Annotated in this window: 19 protein-coding genes; 12 read left to right on the plus strand and 7 right to left on the minus strand. The window is 74.0% G+C overall.

The window, feature by feature from the left end; all coding sequences use genetic code 11:
• Positions 1-38: 38 nt before the first annotated feature.
• Complete coding sequence (gene ftsH / locus ABD345_RS25460; RefSeq protein ID WP_344554959.1) at positions 39-2,081, plus strand: ATP-dependent zinc metalloprotease FtsH; 2,043 nt, start codon at positions 39-41, stop codon at positions 2,079-2,081.
• 125 nt (positions 2,082-2,206) lie between these two features.
• Positions 2,207-2,812, plus strand: a complete 606-nt coding sequence (folE, locus tag ABD345_RS25465) for a GTP cyclohydrolase I FolE (RefSeq protein ID WP_344554961.1) — start codon at positions 2,207-2,209, stop codon at positions 2,810-2,812.
• 54 nt (positions 2,813-2,866) lie between these two features.
• On the opposite strand, the gene ABD345_RS25470 is transcribed toward folE, so the two are convergent.
• Complete coding sequence (locus ABD345_RS25470; RefSeq protein WP_344554963.1) at positions 2,867-4,048, minus strand: alpha/beta hydrolase; 1,182 nt, start codon at positions 4,046-4,048, stop codon at positions 2,867-2,869.
• A gap of 393 nt (positions 4,049-4,441) precedes the next feature.
• Here ABD345_RS25470 and ABD345_RS25475 point away from each other — a divergent pair, with 393 nt between their 5' ends.
• From ABD345_RS25475 to ABD345_RS25505, 7 genes are all read left to right on the plus strand, one after another.
• A complete protein-coding gene (locus ABD345_RS25475) occupies positions 4,442-6,274 on the plus strand; it encodes a phosphatidylglycerol lysyltransferase domain-containing protein (protein ID WP_344554965.1) in 1,833 nt (610 codons plus the stop codon).
• Between the two features lie 52 nt (positions 6,275-6,326).
• Complete coding sequence (folP, locus tag ABD345_RS25480; RefSeq protein ID WP_344554967.1) at positions 6,327-7,193, plus strand: dihydropteroate synthase; 867 nt, start codon at positions 6,327-6,329, stop codon at positions 7,191-7,193.
• A 2-nt stretch (positions 7,194-7,195) separates the two neighbouring features.
• Positions 7,196-7,699: a nuclear transport factor 2 family protein gene (locus ABD345_RS25485; RefSeq protein WP_344554969.1), complete on the plus strand. Its 504-nt coding sequence runs from the start codon at positions 7,196-7,198 to the stop codon at positions 7,697-7,699.
• A 175-nt stretch (positions 7,700-7,874) separates the two neighbouring features.
• Positions 7,875-8,234 (plus strand): dihydroneopterin aldolase, encoded by a 360-nt coding sequence (gene folB, locus ABD345_RS25490; protein ID WP_033250583.1) that lies wholly within the window; start codon positions 7,875-7,877, stop codon positions 8,232-8,234.
• A gap of 35 nt (positions 8,235-8,269) precedes the next feature.
• A complete protein-coding gene (folK, locus tag ABD345_RS25495; protein WP_344554970.1) occupies positions 8,270-8,869 on the plus strand; it encodes a 2-amino-4-hydroxy-6-hydroxymethyldihydropteridine diphosphokinase in 600 nt (199 codons plus the stop codon).
• A gap of 126 nt (positions 8,870-8,995) precedes the next feature.
• Positions 8,996-9,493, plus strand: a complete 498-nt coding sequence (locus tag ABD345_RS25500; RefSeq protein ID WP_344554971.1) for a DUF3180 domain-containing protein — start codon at positions 8,996-8,998, stop codon at positions 9,491-9,493.
• A 104-nt stretch (positions 9,494-9,597) separates the two neighbouring features.
• Positions 9,598-10,608, plus strand: coding sequence for a hypothetical protein (locus ABD345_RS25505; protein ID WP_344554973.1), 1,011 nt, complete (start codon positions 9,598-9,600; stop codon positions 10,606-10,608).
• 64 nt (positions 10,609-10,672) lie between these two features.
• On the opposite strand, the gene ABD345_RS25510 is transcribed toward ABD345_RS25505, so the two are convergent.
• Both ABD345_RS25510 and ABD345_RS25515 read right to left on the minus strand, forming a co-directional pair.
• Positions 10,673-11,248: a TerD family protein gene (locus tag ABD345_RS25510; protein WP_344554975.1), complete on the minus strand. Its 576-nt coding sequence runs from the start codon at positions 11,246-11,248 to the stop codon at positions 10,673-10,675.
• Positions 11,249-11,360: 112 nt separating this feature from the next.
• Positions 11,361-11,852 (minus strand): hypothetical protein, encoded by a 492-nt coding sequence (locus ABD345_RS25515; RefSeq protein ID WP_344554977.1) that lies wholly within the window; start codon positions 11,850-11,852, stop codon positions 11,361-11,363.
• 93 nt (positions 11,853-11,945) lie between these two features.
• Here ABD345_RS25515 and arfB point away from each other — a divergent pair, with 93 nt between their 5' ends.
• Entirely contained in the window at positions 11,946-12,374 is a 429-nt protein-coding gene (gene arfB, locus ABD345_RS25520) for an alternative ribosome rescue aminoacyl-tRNA hydrolase ArfB (RefSeq protein WP_344554979.1), read from the plus strand.
• A 7-nt stretch (positions 12,375-12,381) separates the two neighbouring features.
• Here the strand turns inward: arfB and ABD345_RS25525 are convergent, their stop codons facing one another.
• Complete coding sequence (locus tag ABD345_RS25525) at positions 12,382-12,936, minus strand: flavin reductase family protein (protein ID WP_344554981.1); 555 nt, start codon at positions 12,934-12,936, stop codon at positions 12,382-12,384.
• 234 nt (positions 12,937-13,170) lie between these two features.
• Here ABD345_RS25525 and ABD345_RS25530 point away from each other — a divergent pair, with 234 nt between their 5' ends.
• Complete coding sequence (locus tag ABD345_RS25530) at positions 13,171-14,973, plus strand: GGDEF domain-containing protein (protein WP_344554983.1); 1,803 nt, start codon at positions 13,171-13,173, stop codon at positions 14,971-14,973.
• 119 nt (positions 14,974-15,092) lie between these two features.
• Positions 15,093-16,034, plus strand: coding sequence for a carbohydrate-binding protein (locus tag ABD345_RS25535; RefSeq protein WP_344554985.1), 942 nt, complete (start codon positions 15,093-15,095; stop codon positions 16,032-16,034).
• On the opposite strand, the gene ABD345_RS25540 is transcribed toward ABD345_RS25535, so the two are convergent.
• The 3 genes from ABD345_RS25540 to ABD345_RS25550 all read right to left on the minus strand — a co-directional run bounded on the left by ABD345_RS25540 (position 16,022) and on the right by ABD345_RS25550 (position 19,126).
• Positions 16,022-16,915 carry a class II fructose-bisphosphate aldolase gene (locus ABD345_RS25540; protein ID WP_344554987.1) on the minus strand — a complete coding sequence of 298 codons (894 nt, stop codon included), beginning with the start codon at positions 16,913-16,915 and terminating at the stop codon, positions 16,022-16,024. The genes ABD345_RS25535 and ABD345_RS25540 overlap by 13 nt on opposite strands.
• Before the next feature lie 106 nt (positions 16,916-17,021).
• Positions 17,022-18,197 (minus strand): N-acetylglucosamine-6-phosphate deacetylase, encoded by a 1,176-nt coding sequence (gene nagA, locus ABD345_RS25545; RefSeq protein WP_344554989.1) that lies wholly within the window; start codon positions 18,195-18,197, stop codon positions 17,022-17,024.
• Positions 18,194-19,126: an ROK family protein gene (locus tag ABD345_RS25550; protein WP_344554991.1), complete on the minus strand. Its 933-nt coding sequence runs from the start codon at positions 19,124-19,126 to the stop codon at positions 18,194-18,196. Before ABD345_RS25550 ends, nagA begins: the two co-directional genes overlap by 4 nt.
• Between the last annotated feature and the right edge of the window lie 91 nt (positions 19,127-19,217).

Consider the following 19,217-nt stretch of genomic DNA (forward strand, 5'->3'; position numbering starts at 1 on the left):
AACTGGCAGGAGGGACGGGGCGGTGACGCCCCGCATGGATGGACGTCAAGCGATACTTCCGTGCGCCGATCATGTGGGTCGTGCTGGCCGCCCTCGCCGTGTTCGCGTTGATGGAGCTCGTCTCGGATTCGAGCGGCTACAAGACTGCGGACACCGGGCAGGTCGTCAGTGCCATCGACAACAACCAGGTGAAGTCGGCGCAGCTCACCACCGGTGACTCGAACCTCATCAAGATCCAGCTGCAGGACGGCCAGAAGCTGAAGGCGGGCTCGAACAACAAGTCGCCGTCCGGCACCCGCTTCCAGGCGTCCTACACCGGCGACCAGCAGGCCGCCGACCTGGCCAAGAAGCTCCAGGACAAGTACGCCGACGGCCAGATCGCCGACGGCTACACGGTCAGCCCCGAGAAGCAGTCGACCTTCGTCAGCCTGCTCTTCTCGATGCTGCCGATCGTGATCATCGTGCTGGTCTTCCTGTTCCTGATGAACCAGATGCAGGGCGGCGGCTCCCGGGTCATGCAGTTCGGCAAGTCCAAGGCCAAGCTGCTCACCAAGGACACCCCCAAGACGACCTTCGCGGACGTCGCGGGCGCCGACGAGGCGGTCGAGGAGCTCCACGAGATCAAGGAGTTCCTGCAGGAACCGGCCAAGTTCCAGGCGGTCGGCGCCAAGATCCCCAAGGGCGTGCTGCTGTACGGCCCGCCCGGCACCGGCAAGACCCTGCTGGCCCGCGCCGTCGCGGGCGAGGCGGGGGTGCCGTTCTACTCGATCTCCGGCTCCGACTTCGTCGAGATGTTCGTGGGCGTCGGCGCCAGCCGCGTCCGCGACCTGTTCGAGCAGGCCAAGGCGAACGCCCCGGCGATCATCTTCGTCGACGAGATCGACGCCGTCGGCCGGCACCGCGGCGCGGGCCTCGGCGGCGGCCACGACGAGCGCGAGCAGACCCTCAACCAGCTGCTGGTCGAGATGGACGGCTTCGACGTCAAGGGCGGCGTCATCCTGATCGCCGCCACCAACCGCCCCGACATCCTGGACCCGGCGCTGCTGCGCCCCGGCCGCTTCGACCGGCAGATCGCCGTCGACCGCCCGGACCTCCAGGGCCGGCTGGACATCCTCAAGGTGCACCAGAAGGGCAAGCCGATCGCGCCGGACGTCGACCTGTCGGCCGTCGCCAAGCGCACCCCCGGCTTCACCGGCGCCGACCTGTCGAACGTGCTGAACGAGGCGGCGCTGCTCACCGCGCGCTCCGAGAAGAAGCTGATCGACAACCAGACGCTGGACGAGGCGATCGACCGCGTCGTGGCCGGTCCGCAGAAGCGCTCGCGGATCATGTCCGACAAGGAGAAGAAGATCACCGCGTACCACGAGGGCGGCCACGCCCTGGTCGCGGCGGCCTGCAACTACTCCGACCCGGTGCACAAGATCACCATCCTGTCCCGGGGCCGCGCCCTGGGCTACACGATGGTGCTGCCGGACGAGGACAAGTACTCGACCACCCGCAACGAGATGCTCGACCAGCTGTCGTACATGCTGGGCGGCCGGGCGGCGGAGGAACTGGTCTTCCACGACCCGACCACCGGCGCCTCGAACGACATCGAGAAGGCCACCGCCACCGCGCGGGCCATGGTCACCCAGTACGGCATGAGCGAGCGCCTGGGCGCGATCAAGTTCGGCTCCTCCGACTCCGAGCCGTTCCTCGGCCGCGAGATGGGCCACCAGCGCGACTACTCGGAAGAGGTCGCCGGGCTGGTGGACGAGGAGGTCAAGAAGCTGATCGAGACCGCGCACAACGACGCCTGGGAGATCCTGGTCGAGAACCGGGACGTGCTCGACAACCTGGTCCTCGAACTGCTGGAGAAGGAGACGCTGAACAAGGAGCAGATCGCCGAGATCTTCACTCCGGTGATCAAGCGTCCCCCGCGTCCGGCGTGGACCGGGTCGGCCCGCCGCACCCCGTCCACCCGGCCGCCGGTGCAGTCGCCGAAGGAGCTGGCGCTGACCAACGGCGCCGCGGCCGCCCCGGTCGACCCGGTGGACGTCGTGAAGCTCCCGCCGGTCGACGGCGGCCAGGTCGAGAGCTGACCCGATCGAATACCCGTTCGGAATGGATGCCGCGTTTCCGGGGTTTGTACCCTGGAGGCGCGGCATTCGTGCTGCACCGACCTTCTTTGCCGAGATTTTCCCGACTGACGAGCAGCGAGGCACGCATGATCGATCCGGTGACGCTCGACGGTGAGTCCCCCGTCCGCGAGTTCGACCAGAAGCGGGCCGAGAACGCCGTCCGCGAACTGCTGCTCGCCGTCGGTGAGGACCCGGACCGCGAGGGCCTGCTGGAGACCCCGGCCCGGGTCGCCCGCGCCTACCGGGAGATATTCGCGGGCCTGTGGCAGCAGCCGGAGGACGTGCTGACCACCACCTTCGACCTCGGCCACGACGAGATGGTGCTGGTCAAGGACATCGAGGTGTTCTCCACCTGCGAGCACCACCTGGTGCCGTTCCGCGGCGTCGCGCACGTCGGGTACATCCCGTCCGCGAGCGGCAAGATCACCGGCCTGTCCAAGCTGGCCCGGCTGGTCGACGTGTACGCCCGCCGCCCGCAGGTGCAGGAGCGCCTGACCAGCCAGGTCGCGGACTCGCTGATGCGGATCCTGGAGCCGCGCGGCGCCATCGTGGTGATCGAGTGCGAGCACATGTGCATGTCGATGCGCGGCATCCGCAAGCCCGGTGCCAAGACCATCACCTCCGCCGTCCGCGGCCAGCTGCGCGACCCGGCGACCCGGAACGAGGCGATGAGCCTCATCATCGGCCGCTGAGCCGCCTCCGGCCGGGGCGCCACCCCTCACCAGGGGTGGCGCCCCGGTCCGCGTTCAGGACCTCGGCTCGCGGTCCGGCGGGGGGTCGAGGTGGTCGCTGAGCCACTCCAGGGTGGCGGGCAGTTCGCGCCGCCAGGTCTCGAAGGAGTGGCCGCCGTCGGGCAGGAAGATCGAGTCCACCTGGAACCCGGGGTGGGCGGCCGCCACCTGCTGGGCCTCGGCCAGGAACTTCTGGGTGGCCGGGAAGTCGTCCTCGGCCCGGGTGGAGACCAGCAGCAGGTCGGCCCGCGGCGCGGGCAGGTTCTTCAGCCGCCAGTCCAGGTCGGACTGCCGAGCGGCGTCCTGGTCGCCGCGGAACAGGTCGCCGTCCGTCCAGTGGTCGTTCGGCACCGTGTAGTCGGCGTGCATCCCGGCCGCGTTCCGGTACGTGTCGGGGTGCCGCATCGCCAGCCGCAGCGCGCAGGAGCCGCCGGTGGAGTAGCCGAACACGCCCCAGGAGCCCGCCGAACGGCTGACCCGGTACGCGGAGCGCAGCGCCGCCGGGACGTCCTCGGCGAACCAGGTCTCCGCCTGCGGCCCGCCGGGGACGTTCACGCACTCGGTGTTGCGCGGCGGGGCGACGGTCGGGCGGGCCATCACGATCACGGTCGGCGCCATCCGCCCGTCGTGCTGCAGCCCGGCGGCGGTCTGCGGCAGCCGCAGCCCCTCGACCAGGTGCAGCGAGGACCCGGGGTAGCCGGCCAGGGCGAGCAGCACCGGGAAGCGCTCGCGGGCGTAGCGCGGGTTGAAGTACTCGGGCGGCAGGTAGACGAAGACCTGGTCGGACAGGCCGGAGGCGGTGCCGGTGACCCGCACCGAGTCGACCCGGCCGACCTCCTCCGCAGTGCCCTCGGGCAGCACGTCCTTGACGGTCTCCAGCCCGCCCTCGTCGGTGGGCCGCACCAGCTCGTCCCCCTTCGGGGCGGCGGCGGGGCCCTTCGCGGCGGTCAGCACGAGCGGGGTGCCGCCGGGGCGCAGCAGGTCGTTCCAGGAGCTGTAGAAGCCGTACGCGTTGTTCACCGACAGCAGCAGCACGGCCAGCACCGACACCTGGGTGACGGCCAGCAGCCCGAGCCGGCCGAGCACCGGCAGCAGCCGCTGCCGGGACAGCCGCGGCCACAGCCACAGGGTGGCGAGCAGGGTGGCGGCGGCCACCGAGCTCAGCGCGTACACCAGTGTCCGGCTGGTCAGCTCCATGGCTCCCGGTCCTTCCTCGACTTCCGCCACGCCATCGTCATCTGACGATCCGTCGGCAGCGAGTGGAGGTAGTCTGACCGGGCGTCGGAAGCACGTACGAATGGCGTGCCCCGTCCGGGGGAACCGTCGCAGTGGAACGCGGCGTCCACCGGGGGGAGACGCGCCGAACCGCCTGCCGGGCGGAGACGGGTGCGGGCGCGGCGACACACCGCCGCGTCCCCCGAACCGACGAGCGCAACCGTTCGACCCGGGCCCGGGCCGGGCGGTCCACACCGTCCCGTGGACCGCACTTGACGTGCGGATTGCCAGAAAAAGGAACTGTCATGAAGGTCCATCACCCCCCTGGTCCCGGAGCGCGCGCCCAGCGTCCCGGTGCCTCTAGGCTGAGTTCTCATGAGCGCTCCCGTGTCCGCTGAGACCACCTCCGACGCGCCCCGGCCGCGGGGCCTGCAGGCGCTCCGCAGCCAGGCCGCCGCGGTGCCGCGGCCCTGGCTCCCGGGAGCGGTCGGGTACGCCTGCCTGGCCATCGGACTGATCGACATCGCCTGCGCGGTCTCGCCCCGGCTGCGGCTCACCCGGGTGCACACCGTGGTCGGTCAACTGCCGGGCGGCACCACCTCGTTGGCCGCCGCCGGCACCCTGATGGTCGGCATGCTGCTGGTGCTGCTCGCGCACGCGCTGCGCCGCCGCAAGGCGCGCGCCTGGCGGGCGGTGTGCGTGCTGCTGCCGGTCGGCGCGACGCTGCACCTGATGCGCTGGCACCAGTTCGGGCAGGCCGCGATCTCGCTGGCGCTGCTCGCCGTGATGCTGGTGCACCGGCGCGAGTTCTACGCCAAGGCCGACCCGCGCACCCGCTGGCGCGCGGTGGCCGCCTTCGTGCTGCTCGGCGCGGTCTCGGTGCTGCTCGGCCTGGTCGTGGTCTCGGTCCGCTGGAAGGCCGAGGTGGGCGACCCGTCGCTGTTCCAGCGGCTGGAGCAGGTCGGCTACGGCCTGTTCGGCTTCGAGGGGCCGGTCCACTACACCTCCGACCGGATCGGCGACCTGGTCGGCTACTCGCTCGGCGGGCTCGGCCTGGTCACCGCCCTCGCCACCGCGTACCTGGCGCTGCGCCCGGAGAAGCCCGAGCCCGAGCTGACCCCCGAGGACGAGCTGAAGGTCCGCGAGCTGCTCGCCCGGCACGGCCGGCGCGACTCGCTCGGCTACTTCGCGCTGCGCCGCGACAAGAGCGTGCTGTTCTCGCCCACCGGCAAGGCCGCGATCTCCTACCGGGTGGTCTCCGGCGTGATGCTCGCCTCCGGCGACCCGGTCGGCGACGTCGAGGCCTGGCCCGGCGCGATCAAGGTCTTCATGGCCACCGCCCGCGAGCACGCCTGGGCGCCCGCCGTGATGGGCTGCTCCGAGGTCGGCGGCGAGGTGTGGACCCGGGAGGCCGAGCTGGACGCGCTCGAACTCGGCGACGAGGCCATCGTCGACACCGCGACCTTCTCGCTCTCCGGCCGCGCGATGCGCAACGTCCGCCAGATGGTCAAGCGGATCGAGCGCAACGGCTACTCCTGCAAGGTCCGCCGGGTCGGCGACCTCGACCTGGAGGAGAAGCGCCGGATCGGCGACGCCGCGGCCCGCTGGCGCGGCACCGACACCGAGCGCGGCTTCTCGATGGCGCTGGGCCGCTTCGGCGACGCCGGCGACGACGAGTGCATCGTGGTCACCGCCCACAAGGCCCCCGAGGAGGGGGAGGGCGGCGACGACCTGAAGGCGGTGCTGCACTTCGTCCCCTGGGGCGAGGACGGCATCTCGCTGGAGCTCATGCGCCGCGACCGGGAGGCCGACCCCGGCCTGAACGAGCTGCTGATCGTCGCCGCCCTCCAGGAGGTCGGGGCGATGGGCGTGCGCCGGGTCTCGCTGAACTTCGCGATGTTCCGCTCGGCGCTGGCCCGCGGCGAGCGGATCGGCGCGGGGCCGGTGCTGCGGGCCTGGCGCGGGCTGCTGGTGTTCCTGTCGCGCTGGTTCCAGATCGAGTCGCTGTACAAGTTCAACGCGAAGTTCCAGCCCGTCTGGGAGCCGCGCTTCCTGGTCTACCAGCACACCCGCGACCTCCCGCGGATCGGCTTCGCCGCGATGCAGGCGGAGGCGTTCATCACCCTGGGCATGCCGCGGTTCGGCCGCAAGCGGCAGCGGCAGGGGCTGATGCAGGAGCCGGCGGCGCGCCTGGACAAGGCGGCGTAGCGCGGGACGGCGGGGCCGCGGCGTGCGGCCCCCGCCGACCGGTGCGCCGATAATGGGACGCATGAGCGAGAACGTCCCCGGCCTGCCCGTCCTTGAGCGCTGCGCTGTGATGGGGGTGGTCAACGTCACGCCGGACTCGTTCTCGGACGGCGGGATGTGGCTGGACCCGGCGAAGGCGGTGGCGCACGGGCTGGACCTGGTGGCGCGCGGGGCGGACCTGGTGGACGTCGGCGGGGAGTCGACCCGGCCGGGGGCGGTGCGGGTCACCGAGGCGGAGGAGCTGCGCCGGGTGGTCCCGGTGGTCACCGAGCTGGCCCGGGCCGGCGCGGTGGTCTCGGTGGACACCATGCGGGCGGCCGTCGCCGCGGCGGCCGTCGCGGCGGGCGCCCGGGTGGTCAACGACGTCTCCGGCGGCCTCGCCGACCCGGACATGGCGCGGGTGGTCGCGGAGACCGGCGCGCCGTTCGTGGTGATGCACTGGCGCGGCCAGTCCGCGGACATGGACGCCCTGGCGGTCTACGACGACGTGGTCGCCGACGTGGTGCGGGAACTGACCGCCCGGGTGGAGGAACTGCTGGCCGCCGGGGTGAAGGAGGAGCAGCTGATCCTCGACCCCGGCCTGGGGTTCGCCAAGACCGGCGCCCACAACTGGGCGCTGCTGGGCCGACTGGACGCGCTGACGGCACTGGGACGCCCGGTGCTGGTGGCGGCTTCGCGCAAGCGCTTCCTGGGTACGCTGCTGGCCAACCCGGAAACCGGGGAGCTGCGCCCGGCGCGGCAGCGGGACGACGCCACGGCGGCGGTCTCGGTGCTGTCGGCGAAGGCGGGTGCCTGGGCGGTACGGGTGCATGACGTGTCCGGCACGGCTGACGCCGTACGAGTCGTCGCGGCCTGGGAGCAGGCGGCGCAGAGGGGGTAGACGTGGCGGAGGCAGTGAGCGGCGGCAACGACCGGGCGGCGGCGCTGGAGCCGGACGAGGAAGCCGTCCTGGCGGTCAACCAGGCCCTGTACGAGGCGCTGGAGAACGGCGACCTGGAGGCCGTCGAGTCGATCTGGCTCGGGCCGGGCGAGGCGGACGACAAGCGCGGGGTGTTCTGCGTGCACCCGGGCTGGCCCGCGCTGATCGGCCGGGCCCAGGTGACCCGCTCCTACATGCTGATCATGGCGAACACCGAGTACATCCAGTTCTTCCTGACCGACGTCGAGGTCGACGTGCAGGGCGACGTGGCCCTGGTCACCTGCACCGAGAACATCCTGTCCGGCGGCGAGCCGGAGGAGGAGGGCGAGCTCGGGCCGCTGGTCGGCGGCAAGGTGGTCTCGACGAACCTGTTCCGGCGCACCGCGGGCGGCTGGAAGCTGTGGTCGCACCACGGCTCGCCGGTGCTCACCAGCGGGGACGACGAGGACGACGAAGAGGACGAGTAGCGCCGCCCGGCCGGTGGCGTCAAGGGCCGCGGCGGCCGGTCCGATCGGGTGGGCGGCCGGGGAGGCGGTCATGGGCCGTCGGTGCTCGAAGGTAGATTCGAGGGGCGGCGGGCGACGGTGCCCGCCGTTCCCCGCCCCACCGCGGGGCCGTCAGCTGGGAGCAGTGATTCTTTTGCTGGACCGCGTCACCCTGCGTGGGCTCCGCGCCCGCGGCCACCACGGCGTCTTCGAGCGCGAGCGCATCGAGGGGCAGACCTTCGTGGTCGACCTGGTGCTGTTCCTCGACACCCGGCCGGCCGCCGCGGGGGACGACCTGACCCGCACCGCGCACTACGGCGTGATCGCGGAGGAGGTCACCGCGGTGATCGCGGGCGACCCGGTCGACCTGATCGAGACGCTGGCCCAGCGGATCGCCGACCAGTGCCTGCGACACGAGGTGGTCGAGGAGGTCGAGGTCACCGTGCACAAGCCGGACGCCCCGATCACCGTCCCGTTCGACGACGTCACCATCACGATCCGCCGGGGCCGCGCCTGACCGCCCCCGGTGGAGCCCGAACAGAGGGAACTCCATTGGCCACGACCGACCCGACCGCCACGCCGACCACGTTCGACCTGCAGGGCAAGGTGGACCGCGCGGAGTCCACCCTGCACAGCCCCCGCACCGCCGCCGTCGCCCTCGGCAGCAACCTGGGCAACCGCCTGGAGACCCTCCAGGGCGCCGTGGACGCGCTGGAGGACACCCCGGGGGTGCGGGTGACCGCGCTGTCCGCCGTCTACGAGACCGACGCCGTCGGCGGCCCCGAGAACCAGCCGAGCTACTTCAACGCCGTCGCGGTGCTGCGCACCTCGCTGCCCCCGCAGGACCTGCTGGAGCGGGCCAACGCGGTGGAGGACGCGTTCGGCCGGGTCCGCGAGGTCCGCTGGGGGCCGCGCACCCTGGACGTCGACGTGCTCGCCTACGAGGGCGTCACCAGCGACGACCCGCAGCTGACGCTGCCCCACCCGCGCGCCCACGAGCGGGCGTTCGTGCTGGCTCCCTGGCAGGACGCCGACCCGGCGGCCGAGGTGCCGGGCCACGGGCCGGTCGCCGACCTGCTGGCGGGCCTCGGCGGCGCCGCGGCGCAGGGCGTGCGGCTCCGGGCCGACCTGCAGCTGCGGCTGCCCGAGTAGGCCCGGACCGGGAGCGGGAACTTCCGGGCGCACGCGGGCGTAGCTCCCTGGGGGCGCGGCCGGGCCGGTACGGTGGCCTGGTCGCGACGCCCCGCCGTCGAAGCCACTGGAAGGAAGCCCGCCCGCGTGAAGCCGCTCCGTCTCCGCCTGCTGCTCGGCATCACCGCGATCACGGGGCTGCTGTCCTGGGGCGGCGCCCGGCTGTGGGACTCGCTGGGCACCCTGCCCGGGGTGCCCACTTACGCGCCGTACGTGCTGGCGGCGATCGCCGTGGTGCTGCTGGCCGCGGCGATCTCGCTGCGCTCCCGGCTGAAGGCGGTGCGCGAGCGGCAGCCCGGCGCCAAGGGCGTCGACCCGCTGCACGCGGCCCGGGCGCTGGTGCTGGGGCAGGCCAGCGCGCTGGTGTCCGCGGTGGTGACCGGGATCTACGCGGGCGTCGGGGTGTTCCTGCTCGGCTCGCTGGAGGTCGCGGCCCGCCGCACGCAGGCGGCCACCGCGCTGTTCGCGGTGATCGCGGGCGCGGCGGTGATCGCGGTGGCGCTCTGGCTCCAGCACATCTGCAGGCTCCCCGAGGACCACGACGACCCCGAGCACCCGCGCGGGACGGCCGCCCCCTCGCGCTGACCCCCCGTCACCCGGCCGTCGCCTCCGGTGGCCGACACGGACTGTCAAGGCCCGAAAGGGGGGCGAGGCTGACAGCGCCGCGATTCGCACGCTAGTTTCTAGCCATGTCTCGCGGACGCCACCGTCATTCCTCCCTCCTCGGCCGGCTGCTGCCCCCGGCCGCCTCCGGCGTGCTCGTGGTCGCTGCGGTGGCCGCCCTGGTGGCCAGCCCGGACCAGGTCGTGGCCCGCTCGGTCGGGGTCGCCGCCGTGGTCGCCGTGGTCGGCCTGGCCCTGGTGCTGCGCCAGCGCGACCGGGCCGCCCGGACCGCCGCCGAACTCGCGGTGGTGCGCCGGCTGCGCGCCGAGGAGCGCTACGAGGAGCAGATCGCCGAGGCCGAGTACGCGGCCGAGGTCGCCGAGGAGCGCGCCACCCGGTTCGGGCGGCGGCTGACCGCGGAGAAGTCCCGGCTGGCGAAGGCCGAGACGGAGATCGCCCGGCTGCTGCGCGAGCGCGCCGTGATGGTCGCCGAGCAGGCCATGAAGGAGGCCGAGGCGACCCGCCGGGCCCTGGAGGCCGCCCGCCCCAAGCACCCGGTCACGCCCGCCTCCTACGTCCGCGCGCAGGCCGCGGTGCGGCACCTGGAGCGGCAGGCGGCGGCCGCCGAGGCGCGCCGAGAGGTGGACGAGCGGGCCCAGGTCGAGCTGCGCCCGAAGATGCCCGACCCGGTGCCGGCCGGCGGCTCGGCCGCGCTGCGCCCGGTCGGCCCGGCCCTGCCCGCGCCGGAGGCCGCCCGCCCGCAGGTGCCCGCGCCGCAGCGGCCGCGGGCCACCGCGTTCAGCTTCTTCGGCCGCCCCGGCACGGCCCGGGCCGCGCTGCGGGCCGGTGCCCCGGCGCCCGCCGTCGGCGACCTGGCGGACGTGGTGGGCGACGAGGCGCTGGCCGACAGCGAGCGCTACGCGGTGCTGGACGGCGCCCCGGTGGACGCCGCGCAGCCGCCCGCGCACCAGGCCGTGGAGCAGCCGCCCAGCCACCGGCACGCCGAGTCGGACACCGAGCCCGAGGTGGTCGACCTGACCGCGCACGACGAGACCGAACTGCTGGAGCTGCCCGAGCTGCGGGCCGGCCGCTCCTGACGCGCCGCCCACGCGCGACGGCCCCCCGGAGCCTTCCGGGGGGCCGTCGCGCGTGCGGTGCGGGTCAGACGTTCACGCCGAAGTCCTGGGCGATGCCGACCAGGCCGGAGGCGTAGCCCTGGCCGATGGCGCGGAACTTCCACTCGTCGCCGTTGCGGTACAGCTCGCCGAAGATCATCGCGGTCTCGGTGGCAGCGTCCTCGGAGAGGTCGTACCGGGCGATCTCGGCGCCGCCGGCCTGGTTGACCACCCGGATGTAGGCGTTGCGGACCTGGCCGAAGCTCTGGCCGCGGTTGAGGCCGTCGTAGATGGTCACCGGGAAGACGATCTTGGTGACGTCGGCGGGCAGCGCGGCCAGGTTGACGTTGATCGACTCGTCGTCGCCCGCGCCCTCGCCGGTGCGGTTGTCACCGGTGTGCACCACGGTGCCGTCCGGGGCGCTGGTGTTGTTGAAGAAGACGAAGTGCCGGTCCGAGTAGACCTTGCCCTCGGCGTTCAGGACGATCGCGCTGGCGTCGAGGTCGAACTCGGCACCGGTGGTGGTGCGCACGTCCCAGCCGAGGCCGACGGCGACCGCGGCCAGGCCGGGGGCCTCCTTGGTCAGCGAGACGTTGCCACCCTTGGTGAGGCTCACGGGCATGGTCTGTGGTGTCCCTTCGGTCGGTTTTGCCCAGAGAACGCGGGACGGGCGGCAGTTGGTTCCACCGCTCGGCGAACGGACGGATTCCTTCCGCGCGGACGCCCGCCGCGCCTCAGATTCTCGGGTAGCGGCCCTGCACGGTCCAGACGTTCGGGTTGTCGGCGAGTCCCTCGTGCAGCTCGGTCAGGTCGGCCAGCACGTCCTGCAGGAAGTCCCGGGCCTCCCGGCGCAGTTCGGCGTGCCGCACCACCAGGGGCTCGTCGTCCGGGCGCCAGGTGGCGGTGATCTCCACCCAGCCGAACCGGCGGGCGAAGCGCAGCAGCTCGGTGTTCTGGGTGAAGTCCAGGTCCTCGGTGCGCACCCGGGCCTCCCGGCTGCCGCGCGGGTCCTCGTCGAGCCGCTCGACGACGTCGCACACCGCCCAGGCGAAGTCCAGCACCGGGACCCAGTGCCAGCGGGTCTCCAGCCCGGCCCCCTCGTCCGTCTCCAGGTACACGTCCCCCGCGAACAGGTCGTGCCGCAGCGAACGGACCGACGCGGTGCGGTAGTCGGTCTGCGGGGGGTCGGGGAAGCGGGTGGAGAGGGAGTAGCCGAGCTCGATCACGCCGCCATTGTGCCCGCTCGGCCGGGGCGGCCGCGCCCGGCCGGGGCGGCTTAACCAGGTGACGGGGGCCGGGGCGGACGGGATGATGGGCGCATGACTGAGCCCGTGCGCGTACGGGGTTCGGTGGTCGTCCCCGACGCCGAGCTCGTCTGGCGCTTCTCCCGATCCTCCGGCCCCGGCGGGCAGCACGTGAACACCTCGGACTCGAAGGTCGAGCTGCGGTGGGACCTGGCGGCCTCCGAGGCGCTGCCGCCGGTGTGGAAGGAGCGCGCCCTGGAGCGGCTGGCCTCCCGGCTGGTGGACGGCGTGCTGGTGGTCCGGGCCTCCGAGCACCGCTCGCAGTGGCGCAACCGCGAGGTGGCCGCCGCCCGGCTGGCCGCGCTGCTGGGGGAGGCCACCGCGCCGCCGCCGAAGACCCGGCGGGCCACCAAGCCGAGCCGCGGCATGGTCGAGCGGCGGCTGGAGAACAAGCGGCACCGCTCCGGGCTCAAGCAGGGCCGCGGCCGGATCCGCCCGGAGTGACGGCCGGTCAGCCCAGCTGCCGGTAGCCGCCGCGCAGGTACAGCAGCGGCCGCCCGGCCGGGGCGGGCACCCCGGCGGCCAGCACCCGGCCGAGCACCAGGACGTGGTCGCCGGCCGCGATCCGCTGCTCGGTGCGGCACTCCACGGTGGCCAGTGCGCCGTCGATCAGCGGGGCACCGCTGTGCGGGCCGCGCCGCCAGGCGGCGTCGGCGAACAGCAGCCGGTCGCTGAGCCGGCCCTTCATCGCGAACCGGGAGGCGAGCGTGCGGTGCTCCTCGGCGAGCAGCGACACCGCCCAGGTCTCGGCCCGGGCCAGCAGTTCGTCCATCCGCGAGTCCGTGCGCACCGAGACCAGCACCAGCGGCGGCTCCAGCGACACCGACAGGAACGAGGTGGCGGTCATCCCCGCGTCCTCGCCGTCCTCGGGGTCGTGCACGGTCAGCAGCGAGACGCCCGCGGCGAGTTGGCCGAGGGCGGCCCGGAACTCCTCGGGGGTGGCGCCGGCCGCCGCCGCGGGGGCGGGGGCCGCGGGGGCGGCGGGGGACTGCTGGGAGCTGTACACGTACCGCACGGTAGTCGCCGGTCGGGTGCGCCGGTATCGGGCCCTGGTCGTAGTCCGGTCGTAGGTCCGGTCGGGCCTCGGTCGCAAACCGCTTGATCATTATGTGATTTGAGTCACAGTCACCGGCTATTGCTGACCGAGCGTGCCTATCGCAGTGCTCGCTGTGATTCAGTTCTTCTGGCAATCGGACGACAACCTTTCAAGAACCATCCGAAGCAGCCGGGGAGCCCCCGCATGGAAGCCGAGTCGGAGCCCTACGTCCGCCTCGCGACCCTCCGCACCTTGCACCGGGTCGTGGCGGACCTCAACGCTGCCCGGAGCCTGGCGGGAACCCTCCAGGCGGTCGTCGAGGGCGCGGTCCACGGGCTCGGGTTCGACGCCGCCGCGGTCAGCCTGGTGCGCCCCGACGGCGACCTGGTGGTCGCCGCCGTCTGGGAGATCGAGGAGAGCGCCTTCGGCGGCCCCGCCGTCCTGCTCGGCCAGGTCGGCTCCCGCGAGTCCTGGGAGCGGATGCTCCAGGTCGCCGACCACTGGGGCACCCTGCGCTTCCTGCCGCACGACCGCGGCTGGGCCATCGCCACCGACGTCCCCACCTGGACCGGGAACGGCCCGATGCCGGTCTACGGCAACGACTGGCACCCCTCCGACGTCCTGCTCGCGCCGATGTACAGCGCCGGCGGCGACCTGCTCGGCATCCTCTCGGTCGACCGCCCGCGCAGCGGCAAGCGCCCCGGCGCGTGGACCCGCGAGGCCCTGGAGATGTTCTCCCTGCAGGCCTCCATAGCCATCGGCAACGCCCGGCTGCGCGCCGAGATGCAGCGCGCCCTGGCCCGGCTGGAGAAGGAGCAGCAGGCCCTGCGGGCCAGCGAGGAGTCCTTCCGGCAGGCCTTCGAGTACGCCCCCAGCGGGATGGCCATCACCGAACTGCACGGCGACACCACCGGCCAGCTCAGCCGGGTCAACGACGCCCTGTGCCGGCTGCTGGGCCGCCCCCGGGCCGCGCTGCGCCAGCAGCGCTTCGTCGACCTGGTCCACCCCGACGACCTGGAACTGCTGCTGCGCACCAGCGCCGAGGGCGGCCGGGCCGAACTGCGGCTGTCCCGCCGGGACGGCGGCTACCAGTGGGTCTGCCTGCGCAACTCGGTGGTCGCCGACGCCGCCGAGGGCCCCAGCTTCCTGCTCACCCACGTCGAGGACATCGAGGACCGCAAGCGGCACGAGCTCCAGCTCGCCCACCGGGCCAGCCACGACGCGCTCACCGGCCTGCCCAACGGCGCCGAGCTGCGGGCCCGGCTGGCCCGCCGACTCTGTCCGGCCGCCCTGCCGCCCGCCGGGATACCCGGCCAGGGCCCGCCCCCCGGAGCGCCCCACCAGGGCGCCCACGCCGCCCAGGACGGCCGCCAGGCCGCCGGGGCGCCCGCACCCCACGCGCACGGCTACGCGGCCCCCGACGGGGCCCTGGAGCGCGACCGGGCCGCCTTCGCGGCCGACGGGGCGCCGCACCACGGCGGCGCCCCCGCCCACCACGTGCACGCCGTGGTCCCCGCCGAGCAGCCCCCCGCCGAGCGCGACCTGTGGCACGGCCACCGCCGCGGCTCCGCCCCGGCCGGCGAGCGCGGCCTGGCCGTCCTCTACTGCGACCTGGACGGCTTCAAGCTGGTCAACGACCGGCACGGCCACAACACCGGCGACGCCGTCCTGATCGAGATCGCCCGCCGCCTCCAGCAGGTCGTCCGGGAGGGCGACACGGTGGCCCGGATGAGCGGCGACGAGTTCGTCGTCCTCGCCGACAACATCGGCCGCGAGGAGGCCAAGGAACTGGCCGGCCGGCTGCGCAGCGCGATCCTGCCGCCGATGCGGATCGACAACCGGGCGGTCCGGGTCGGCGTCAGCCTCGGCATCGGCTGGGCCGGCTGCGGGATGAGCATCGACGAGGTGCTGCACTCCGCGGACGAGCGGATGTACGACGAGAAGCGCACCCGGGGCGGCGCCGCCCGCGGCTCCCGGGGCGAGCGCTCGCACCGCCGGGCGGGCTGAGGACCGGGCGGCGCGGGCGCGGGACGCGCTCGCCGGGCCGGCCGACCGCTTGGCCCCCGCTCATCGAGGGCGGGTAGGGTGCCCTGGGTACGGAGCAGACCAGTCCAGGGGAGTCGAACGTGACCACGCCCGGCAACAGCGGCGCAGCGCCCGAGGGCGCGGGCGAGGAAGACCCCTTCGCGTACCTGTACCGCCCGGCCGAGGGCGAGCAGCCCGCCGCCGAGCGCCCCCGCAGCGGCTACCAGCGTCCGATGGAGGTCGGCCGGGCCAGCTACGGCGAGCGGCCGACCTACCCGCAGGCCCCGCCGCCGCCCGGCTACGGCCAGGGCCCGGCCGCCCCGCACGAGCCCACCACGGCGCTGCCCCAGCAGCCCCGGTACGCCGAGCGCTCCCGTCCGCGGCCCGGCGAGGAGCGGCCCGCGGGCCGCGGCAAGGCCGCGATCATCGGCGCCGTCGCGGTGGTCGCCGCGATCGCGATCGGCGCGGGCGTCGCGCTCTCCACCGGCGACCCGGGCGGCAAGCCCAGCGCCGCCGACGCGACCGGCAAGGCCCCGGCCACCGCGGCCGCCGACACCGCCGCGCCCAGCCCGAGCACCGCGGAGAGCAGCGCCGCGCCCAGCCCGAGCGCCGCGAACGAGCCGTTCGGCGACGCGTCCAAGCTCCAGGCGACGGGCGCGGCCACCGACAGCACGGTCAAGGGCGCGATCTCCGCCGACGGCAGCTACCTGGTCCTGCAGGCCGGCTCGTCCTTCACCTGGACGGTCAACTCGGACACCGGCGGGCAGACCAAGTTCTGGCTGCACTTCAACAACACCGGCGCCGACCAGCCGGCCCAGGTCACCGTCAACGGCAAGGACCACCCGAACGGCGTGACCTTCAAGAACTACTCCAAGAACCCGGCCGCCGACCCGGCCCAGTCGTGGTTCAGCACCAACATATGGCCGGTGCTGCAGGCCGGGTCGAACACCATCACGCTGACCGTCCCGGCCGGGGCGAGCAACCCGGTGCTGCTGGACCAGGTCGCGCTGACGCCGATGAGCGTCAACGACTACCCGAAGTAACCGGCCGCGGGGCCCGCGGCGGTTCGGGCCGCCGCGGACACCACCCGGGCCAGCTGCTCGACGGTGGCCGCCATCGCGTCCCGGGCCGCCGACAGGTAGCCGCGCGGGTCGGTGGCGGCGGGGTGGGCGGCCAGCCGGGCCCGGATCGCCGGGGTGCAGGCGAGGTTGAGCGCCGTCCCGATGTTGACCTTCACCATGCCGGCGGCGACCGCCTCGGCGAGCGCGTCGTCCGGGACGCCGGAACTGCCGTGCAGGACCAGCGGGACCGGGACGGCGGCGGCCAGCGCGCGGATCAGCGCGTGGTCCAGCGCGGCGGTCCGGGTGGTCATCGCGTGCGAGGAGCCGACCGCGACGGCCAGCGCGTCGACGCCGGTCTCGGCGACGTAGCGGGCGGCCTCGGCCGGGTCGGTGCGGGCGCCGGGGGCGTGCGCGCCGAGCGGGGGCGCGCCGTCCTTGCCGCCGACCCGGCCGAGTTCGGCCTCCAGGTGCAGGCCGTGGCGGTGGGCCCAGGCGGTGGCCTCCGCGGTGGCCTTGACGTTCTCGTCGTGCGGCAGCGCGGAGGCGTCGAACATCGCCGAGGAGAACCCGGCACCGGGCGCGGCGCGCAGCAGGTCGGGGTCCTCGACGTGGTCCAGGTGCAGCGAGAGCGGGACGCGGGCGGCGGCGGCCACCTCGGCGCAGGCGCGGGCGATCGGCAGCAGCCGGCCGCCCCGGTAGGCGATCGCGTTCTGGCTGAGCTGGAGGACGGCCGGCGTGCCGGCGGCCTCGGCGCCGGCCGCGACGGCCTCGGCGTGCTCCAGGGTGATCACGTTGAACGCGGGCAGGCCGCGCCGTTCGGCGACGGCGGCGGCGAGCAGGTCACGGGTACGGGCGAGCGGCAAGGCGGGAGCTCCCGGTGGGGTGAGTAGCGAGGCGCAGGATCCGCTACCCACCCGACCGCGGCGCGTGTCGGGCGGACCCGGCCGCCCCGGTCGGGGCGGCGGCGGGTCAGGCCGGGTTGCCGGCCCTGGCGAAGCGGTCCGCGCCGACGATCCACTCGCCGCGGCGCATCACCGCGACGAGTTCGTAGCTGTCGGAGTCGAGGACGACCAGGTCGGCGTTCTTTCCGGCCTCCAGGGTGCCGATGGTGTCGCCCAGGCCCATCAGGCGGGCGGGGACGGTGGACAGCGAGGTGACGGCCTGGTTCAGGGACAGGCCGAGGACGGTGACGGCGCGCTGGAAGGAGACGTCCAGGGTGAGGGTGGAGCCGGCGATCGAGCCGCCCTCGACCAGCCGGGCCACGCCGTCCTCGACCCGGACCTGCAGCGGGCCGAGCGGGTACAGGCCGTCGCCCATGCCGGCCGCGCCCATCGCGTCGGTGATCAGCGCGACGCGCTCGGCGCCGGCCGTGCCGTAGGCCAGCTCGACCACCGAGGGGTGCAGGTGGATGCCGTCGTTGACCAGCTCGACGGTGACCCGCTCGTCCTCCAGCAGGGCGACGATCGGGCCGGGCGCGCGGTGCTGGATGCCCGGCATCGCGTTGAACAGGTGGGTGGCCACCGTGGCGCCGGCGTCGATCGCCCGCAGGGTGACCTCGTAGTCGGAGTCGGTGTGGCCGACGGCGGCGATGATGCCGAGGTCGGACAGCATCCGCACCGACTCCAGGCCGCCGGGCAACTCCGGGGCCAGGGTGAACATCCTGGTGTGGCCGCGGCCCGCGTCGGCGAGCTTGCGCACCAGCGCCGGGTCCGGGTCGCGCAGCAGGTCGGGGCGGTGGGCGCCGCACCGGTTGTGCGAGATGAACGGGCCCTCGAAGTGGATGCCGGCCAGGACGCCGTCCTCGACGAGCTCGGAGAGCACCGCCGCCTGGCGGCAGACCTCGTCGATCTCGCCGGTGACGGTGGAGGCCATCGTCGTGGTGGTGCCGTGCTCCAGGTGCGTGCGGGCGGCGGTGAGCGCCTCCTCGGCGATCCCGGAGGCGTACGAGGCGCCGCCGCCGCCGTGCACGTGCAGGTCGACGAAGCCGGGGACGACGGTGTACCCGGTCAGGTCGAGGTCGCTCGGCTCGGCCTCGCCGCCGAGGCCCGCGATGCGGGTGCCCTCCACGGAGAGCCGGCCGGCGTCGATCACCCCGCCGGGCAGCACCAGTCGGGCTCCGGCCAGTGCAGTACGGTCCGCGGTCACGCGGTCACCTCCATCGAGAGCAGGTCCCAGGCGAGCAAGCCGGCGCCCAGGGACGCGGCGGTGTCTTTGAGCATGGCCGGAACGACCTTCGGGGGCATCTGGAAGGTCAGCCGCTCGGTCACCGCCGCGCGCAGCGGCGTGAAGAGCGTGTCACCGGCCTCGGCCAGCCCGCCGCCGACGATCACCGTGGACGGGTCGAGCAGGCTCTGCGCCAGCACGATGCCGTCGGCGAGCGCGTCCACCGCGTCCTGCCAGACCGCGAGGGCCCGCGGGTCGCCGGCGTCGACGGCGCTCGCGCAGGCGGCGGCGTCGGCCTCCGGGTCGCCGCTGGCGCCGGCCCAGGCCCGGGAGACCGCGGAGGCCGAGGCCAGGGTCTCCAGGCAGCCGCGGGCGCCGCAGCCGCACTGCGGGCCGCCGGGGCGGACCACCACGTGGCCGATCTCGCCGCCGTAGCCGTGGGCGCCCGCCTCGATGGTGCCCTCGATGCCGATCGCACCCGCGATGCCGGTGCCCAGCGCGATGAACAGGAAGCGCTCGACCCCCTGCCCGGCGCCGACCCGGCCCTCGGCGAGGCCGCCGGAGCGGACGTCGTGGCCGAGGGCGACCGGGATGCCGCCGAGGCGCTCGCCGAGCAGCTTGCGCATCGGCAGGTCCCGCCAGCCGAGGTTGGCCGAGAAGACCGCGATCCCGTTCTTCTCGTCGATCGTCCCCGGCACGGCGACGCCCGCCGCGAGGGGGGCGGCACCGAACCGGGTGCGGCCCTCCTGCGCCAGGTCGGCGGCGAAGTCGAGGATGGTGGCGACGACGGCGTCGGGGCCGTGCTCCCGCCCGGTCGGTCGGCGTGCCTCGAAGAGCACGGAGCCGTCCTGGGCGACCAGCGCGGCCTTCATGCCGGTGCCGCCTACATCGAGTGCGATGACGTACTTCACGTAGGACAGTTTTCCTTGGCCGGGTCTAAGAGGTCTAGTCCAGTTGCTCGATTGGTCTGGTCCTGAGAGGTGAGGTTTATCGCTCTTTGCC

The organism is Kitasatospora saccharophila (genome assembly GCF_039529925.1).
In the GTDB taxonomy this organism is placed as follows: domain Bacteria; phylum Actinomycetota; class Actinomycetes; order Streptomycetales; family Streptomycetaceae; genus Kitasatospora; species Kitasatospora saccharophila.

Excerpts from the sequence above, each read along its gene's own strand:
- folE (WP_344554961.1), top strand. The coding sequence starts at position 2,207 with ATGATCGATCCGGTGACGCTCGACGGTGAGTCCCCCGTCCGCGAGTTC.
- ABD345_RS25505 (WP_344554973.1), top strand. The coding sequence starts at position 9,598 with ATGTCTCGCGGACGCCACCGTCATTCCTCCCTCCTCGGCCGGCTGCTG.
- folP (WP_344554967.1), top strand. The coding sequence starts at position 6,327 with ATGGGACGCATGAGCGAGAACGTCCCCGGCCTGCCCGTCCTTGAGCGC.
- arfB (WP_344554979.1), top strand. The coding sequence starts at position 11,946 with ATGACTGAGCCCGTGCGCGTACGGGGTTCGGTGGTCGTCCCCGACGCC.
- ABD345_RS25475 (WP_344554965.1), top strand. The coding sequence starts at position 4,442 with ATGAGCGCTCCCGTGTCCGCTGAGACCACCTCCGACGCGCCCCGGCCG.
- ABD345_RS25470 (WP_344554963.1), bottom strand. The coding sequence starts at position 4,048 with ATGGAGCTGACCAGCCGGACACTGGTGTACGCGCTGAGCTCGGTGGCC.
- ABD345_RS25510 (WP_344554975.1), bottom strand. The coding sequence starts at position 11,248 with ATGCCCGTGAGCCTCACCAAGGGTGGCAACGTCTCGCTGACCAAGGAG.
- ftsH (WP_344554959.1), top strand. The coding sequence starts at position 39 with ATGGACGTCAAGCGATACTTCCGTGCGCCGATCATGTGGGTCGTGCTG.
- ABD345_RS25530 (WP_344554983.1), top strand. The coding sequence starts at position 13,171 with ATGGAAGCCGAGTCGGAGCCCTACGTCCGCCTCGCGACCCTCCGCACC.